Annotated in this window: 6 protein-coding genes; 3 read left to right on the forward strand and 3 right to left on the reverse strand. The window is 42.5% G+C overall.

Translation table 11 applies throughout. The features are described 5' to 3' along the window. Positions 1-105 precede the first annotated feature (105 nt). Positions 106-834 (reverse strand): 3-keto-disaccharide hydrolase, encoded by a 729-nt coding sequence (locus ACTF6W_RS10565; RefSeq protein WP_438994509.1) that lies wholly within the window; start codon positions 832-834, stop codon positions 106-108. A 112-nt stretch (positions 835-946) separates the two neighbouring features. Between ACTF6W_RS10565 and ACTF6W_RS10570 the strand changes: the two genes are divergently transcribed. Together ACTF6W_RS10570 and ACTF6W_RS10575 are read left to right on the forward strand one after the other, a co-directional pair. Continuing rightward, positions 947-2,647, forward strand: coding sequence for a GMC family oxidoreductase (locus ACTF6W_RS10570; protein ID WP_438994510.1), 1,701 nt, complete (start codon positions 947-949; stop codon positions 2,645-2,647). Continuing rightward, positions 2,640-3,353: a gluconate 2-dehydrogenase subunit 3 family protein gene (locus ACTF6W_RS10575; protein ID WP_438994511.1), complete on the forward strand. Its 714-nt coding sequence runs from the start codon at positions 2,640-2,642 to the stop codon at positions 3,351-3,353. Before ACTF6W_RS10570 ends, ACTF6W_RS10575 begins: the two co-directional genes overlap by 8 nt. A gap of 11 nt (positions 3,354-3,364) precedes the next feature. Here ACTF6W_RS10575 and ACTF6W_RS10580 read toward each other — a convergent pair whose 3' ends face one another. After that, positions 3,365-4,300 carry a carbon-nitrogen hydrolase family protein gene (locus ACTF6W_RS10580; RefSeq protein ID WP_438994512.1) on the reverse strand — a complete coding sequence of 312 codons (936 nt, stop codon included), beginning with the start codon at positions 4,298-4,300 and terminating at the stop codon, positions 3,365-3,367. Position 4,301: 1 nt separating this feature from the next. Further along, on the reverse strand, positions 4,302-5,117 hold the full coding sequence (locus ACTF6W_RS10585; protein WP_438994513.1) for a 3-keto-5-aminohexanoate cleavage protein: 816 nt from the start codon (positions 5,115-5,117) through the stop codon (positions 4,302-4,304). 123 nt (positions 5,118-5,240) lie between these two features. Here ACTF6W_RS10585 and ACTF6W_RS10590 point away from each other — a divergent pair. Next, the coding region (locus tag ACTF6W_RS10590) for an OmpW/AlkL family protein (protein ID WP_438994514.1) at positions 5,241-5,680 on the forward strand (440 nt) is incomplete at its 3' end.

Consider the following 5,680-nt stretch of genomic DNA (forward strand, 5'->3'; position numbering starts at 1 on the left):
ATAACCTTTTTTCAAACAGTATTACTATAAACCCAAAAAGACCAAAAATTGATGATTTTTATAGTAGGTTAAATACAAAGAAATGGCTTGAGAAATGTCCAAACCTTAAAGTTCACGCACCCAAATATTGCGGTAGCTAACCTTATGATCATGGTCTTGTAGATATATCGGTAAATTGCCGTGTGCTTCATAAGAAGGAGCGCCGATATAAACGGTTGGTCCGGTTAGAGATACATTATTTTGGATCAGCACACCGTTATGTAGTACCGTCATACGTGCTTGTGAAATAACGGTTCCGTTCTTGCTAAAGCGTGGGGCCGTATAAATAATATCATATGATTGCCATTCCATTGCAGGCTTTGTCGCATTTACAAGTGGGATATGTTGTTTATAAAGTGATCCGGCTTGACCATTGTTATAGGTTTTATTTTCATAACTATCTAATACTTGAACTTCATAAAATTGTTGCAGGAATACGCCGCTGTTTCCTCTATCCTGATCGACAAATTTTGCATCAAGAATTGGTATGCGCCACTCAACATGAAGCTGCACATCGCCAAATGATTTTTTTGTACGTATATCCTTAGTGCCGGGGTTTACAGTCATTACACCGTTATCATTTGTCCATTTGTTTGCGCCGCCATTTACACTTTCCCAAGAGGCATGGTCTAGAATAATTGCATCAGATGGGGCACCGCCGTTGTTTGAGGGTATTATTTTCAAAGGCTCTTTACCCCAGACTTCAGTGGCGCGCGGTTCAGGAACCATTTGCGACCAAGAAACACTCATGCAAGTGATTATAATTGTGGTGAAAGATATAGCGGGTTTGATCATTTTTAACGTTCCTAAAAATTAAATATTTCGCAAAAGAATAAAGTTTCAAATTGGGGCTGTCAATTCGTGATATATGAGTTATAGTTTTCTTAAAAAGTAAAAGGGAATTAAAATGGCATCTTATGACGGTTTTGAATATGACGTATTAATCGTTGGCTCTGGCGCCGGTGGGGGAATGGCAGCGCATATATTAGCGGAAGCAGGCGTTAAAGTTTTAATGCTTGAAGCGGGTCGTGATTATGACCCTGTCGAAGAAACCCCGATGTTTATGGAAAACCATGAAGCGCCACTTCGTGGATCAAGCACATCTGATAAAGATTTTGGCTATTATGACGCGACAATAGATGGTGGCTGGTCTGTTCCGGGTGAGCCTTATACCAACGCGGAAGGTACGACATTTAGATGGTGGCGTGCCCGCATGTTGGGCGGTAGAACCAATCATTTTGGTCGATATGTTCCGCGCTTTAATGATCGTGATTTTAAACCCTATACCCATGATGGATTGGGAGTTGATTGGCCGCTAGATTATGATGAAGTGCAGCCATGGTATGATAAGTGTGAAAAACTGGTTGGTGTTTCCGGTAATAATCCTGGCATCTATGATGTGCCGGATAGTGGTGAAGGCGTTTTGCAGCCACACGCAAAGCCACGTGTTTATGAATTATTGGTTGAGGCCGCTTGTAAAAAATTAGGGTTGCCGATTGTGCCGATGCGCCGTGCCGTATTAACGCGCGCACAGGATACCCGTGAAGCATGTTTTAATGCGACGGATTGTGGACGCGGATGTTCCATTGGTGCCGCATTTCAAACAACCACATCGGTTATTCCGTGGGCGAAAGACACGGGTAATTTAAAAGTTGTTACCGATGCGATGGTAAAAGAAGTGCATCTTAATGATGATGAAAAAGCATCAGGAGTTACATTTGTAAACCGCAAAACGCGGGAAGACGTTCGTGTTGATGCGGATTATGTTATTCTGGCGGCGAGCGCTTGTGAGACAGCGCGATTGATGCTCAATTCAAAAAGTGAAAAATTCCCAAACGGTATTGCAAATACTAGTGGGCAGGTTGGCCGTAACCTTATGGATAGCACAGGCGCAGATTTCACGGGGTATATTCCGGCATTAGAAGGACGACCAAAATATAACGAAGACGGGCTTTCAGGTAATCATCTATATATACCATGGTGGGATTATGAAGGGCAGGATAGCGGTTCCGTTAAATTTAAACGCGGATATCATTTAGAAATTGGCGGCGGTTTTGCTGAACCAAGCATGAGCACGGGACGCGGTGTTGATGGATACGGTAAAGAAGCCAAAGATAAATTAAGAAAAAAATATGGTAGCGGTATTTATTTCGCCCTACGTGGTGAAATGGTCGTGAATGAAAATTGTTACTGTGATATTGACCCGACCATGAAAGATAAATGGGGTATTCCCGTTTTAAGGTTCCATTGGAAATGGTCTGATGAAGAATATAATCAGGTTGCACACGGCATTGAATGGACAGAAAAAATTATCAAAGCCATGGGCGGGTATGTCACTTCGCCAAAACGTACACCTGAAGAAGCGCTTCTTCCGGGTGGTTTAATTATTCATGAAGTGGGAACAACCCGCATGGGCGATGATCCCGCAACTTCGGTTACCAATAAATGGGGTCAGACATGGGACGTGGATAATTTATACATTATGGATGGTGGCGTTTTTGCATCAAATCCACATAAAAATTGTACAATTACGATCCTAACGTTAGCAATGAAAAATGCGACAAAATTGGCTCATGAAATTAAAGGTGGGGAGATTAAAAATGGGTAAATTTTATAATTCAAAAATCAGTCGTCGTGACAGCTTAAAATGGATAGGTACCATGAGTTCAACGGTTTTGATCGGTGGAATTGTTGTTGGTTGTGATGCGGCAGATGATGCAATGCCCGAAGTTAAAAGCGCCAGTAATTGGCCTGATTTAAAATTTAAAACCATCACGGGACCAAAATATGGTCAAGATCCGGATATGTTAAACCCTGTCGTTCCTTGGCCAAAAACATTAGATGATGATCAGCTTGATATGGTGGCGCGTCTTTGTGATATTATATGCCCCGCCGACGAAGGTGGTCCTTCAGCAACCGAGGTCGGTGTGCCAGATGTAATCGACGAGTGGGTGAGTGCACCATATGAAAATCAGCAGCAAGATAGAGTGCTTATTTTAAATGGTTTAACGTGGCTCGAAGATGAAGCGGGCAGGCGGTTCAATAAAAAATTCCTAACAGCAAGTGATGCTGAGCAGGCTCAAATTTTAGATGATATTGCTTATACGAGCCATGGCAAATTAGAAGAATTTGAACATGCGGTTATCTTCTTCGATAAATTTAGGGCGCTTGTGTTTGGCGGATATTTCACAAGTCCTGAAGGGATTGAGGATATCGGTTATATGGGGAATTCACCAATAATAGGTGACTATCCCGGTCCAACCGAAGAAGCAATGGCCCATTTAGAGCAAGTGATTGCCAATTTACCGACTTAATTATTCTATGATTAGTCGGCCTCTTCGACAAAAGTAGTGACGCTTTGTCTTGGTGTTTCATTGACGCGTAGCTCGAATATGTCGGGCCGCGCGTAATGGCCGATAACATCAAGGTCATATCGTGCTTTTGCAAGGTCATCCATATTAATTTCAGCGGATATAAGCCCTTCTTTATCTAATAGAGGACCGGCAAGAACGTCGCCGAGTGGACCGATAATGACGCTTCCGCCACTAATCAGAGCATCATCGGCACCCCAGTTATCAACTTTTTGACCGAGTTCATTGGGAGATGGTTGATATTGGCAGGCACTTGCTACAAAACATCTGCCTTCTAATGCGATGTGCTGCATGGTGGATTGCCATACGGGACGGGCATCAACCGTTGGGGCACACCATATTTCAATTCCCTTGGCGTATAGTGCCGTTCGTAGTAGCGGCATATAGTTTTCCCAGCATATGGTTGCCCCTGTTCTTCCTGCATTGGTTTCAATTACGGGTAAAGTTGAGCCATCTCCTTGTCCCCAAATCAGGCGCTCTGATCCCGTGGGCATTAATTTACGGTGTTTATGCGTTAACCCGCCACTTGGATCTATAAAAATTGCTGTGCAATAAAGCGTCGCGCCTGCGCGCTCAATGACGCCAAGAACAAGGTTTGCATTTAACCTTTTTGACATTTCTGAAAGTGTTTTTACCTCAGGACCGGATAAGTCAATGGCCGCATCGTAATACTTTTGATAGATTTCACGTCCGCTTTCAAGACGGAAACCCAATTGTGTCCCAAAGCTTTCTCCCTTGGGATAGCCTCCCAAAATTGCTTCGGGCATGACAACAATATCAGCTCCTGATCGCTTAATCTCTGCTTCATAGGATAATATTTTTTCTAAGGTTTCTTGTGTGCTGCTCGGCACGGAACCGATTTGCAGCACACTTATGGTTTTTAATGTCATTTTATCCTCTTAAATTAAAAATATTTCTTACGTCATCGACGCTCGCGATAGGACGATTATTATTCATAGCGACTGTGGCAGCATGCTTAATCATTTCACCGTTATTTTCTAATAAACTTCCGTCTTCGCGCCAAATATTGTTTTCAAAACCGACACGGATATGACCGCCTACTTTAGTGGAATGATTGATGCAATCTTTTTCGTTTTCGGAAAAACCACAGGCTGCCCAAGGTCTTTTATTATTGACAGCGAGTTTTTTTAATGAATCTTTATCGGGTGTAGGGCCATTATAGCTGCCCATGACATAAAGGACGAATGGTGTGTCATGGTGAAAAACTCCCTTTTTAATATATTCTTCAAACCGAATATGGTCGTCGGGGTTATAAAGAATATATTGTGGGAATATATTTTCTTTGATAACCCATTTATTAAATGCTTCAAACTCACCTAATTCATCATCAGTTGGACAAAGTTCTCTCAGCGCGATAGAGACGGCTTCGGGCTTAAGTTTTTTAACCATTTCCATTTGTTGATGGCGGTCATAAATGCCGACGGCTTCAGTGGTGGCCTGGATAATTAATTGATCACCTACTTTGTTTTTAATGGCATTGATTGAGTTTTGGTAGCGATCAACATCTAAGCAGTGGCTGCCATCGTCTTCTCTAACATGCAGATGAAGAATACTTGCGCCGGCTTCCAGAATTTGTTCAGCACATACGGCCATTTCATCAGGAGAAATTGGAATTTCCGGATGATCTTTTATCTGCCTTCTGGCGCCATTTGGTGCTGACATGATGATGAATGGAGAGGTCGGCAATATTTTATACTCATTATTTTTGACTTGGCTGGATTATCGCAACTTATTTGACCCGGGTCAAAGATTTTAAACACTTTCCGGGTGTAAAGATGGTTCATGAAATAAAACTGACAGGAGGAAAACATGTCAAAAAAACTCGTGGCCGCATTAGGTCTTATCTCTGCTTCGCTTTTTGCGAGCGAAACTGCAAGTGCACAGCAAGCAGGCGATATTTTTGTTCGCGCGCGTGCAATTTATGTATCACCTGATGCGAGTGCCACAACGTCAATTAACGGTACAGCTGATATCGATAATAAAGTGGTTCCAGAAGTGGATTTCACCTATTTTATTGCGGATAATATCGGTCTTGAGTTAATTGCGGCTACTGCAAAACATAATGCAACAGCAATTGGTACGGACGTTGGTGATGTGCCACTTGGTAGCGCGTGGTTGTTGCCGCCAACATTGTCATTACAATATCACGTGCCAATGGAAGGTTATAAGCCATATGTTGGTGCTGGTGTAAATTACACTTTCTTTTATAGTGAAAAAGCTGCGGGTACTCCGGTTAATGGCTTTAACTT

The sequence above is a fragment of the Pseudemcibacter sp. genome (assembly GCF_965661635.1).
Classification (GTDB): domain Bacteria; phylum Pseudomonadota; class Alphaproteobacteria; order Sphingomonadales; family Emcibacteraceae; genus Pseudemcibacter.

Excerpts from the sequence above, each read along its gene's own strand:
- ACTF6W_RS10575 (WP_438994511.1), top strand. The coding sequence starts at position 2,640 with ATGGGTAAATTTTATAATTCAAAAATCAGTCGTCGTGACAGCTTAAAA.
- ACTF6W_RS10565 (WP_438994509.1), bottom strand. The coding sequence starts at position 834 with ATGATCAAACCCGCTATATCTTTCACCACAATTATAATCACTTGCATG.
- ACTF6W_RS10580 (WP_438994512.1), bottom strand. The coding sequence starts at position 4,300 with ATGACATTAAAAACCATAAGTGTGCTGCAAATCGGTTCCGTGCCGAGC.
- ACTF6W_RS10570 (WP_438994510.1), top strand. The coding sequence starts at position 947 with ATGGCATCTTATGACGGTTTTGAATATGACGTATTAATCGTTGGCTCT.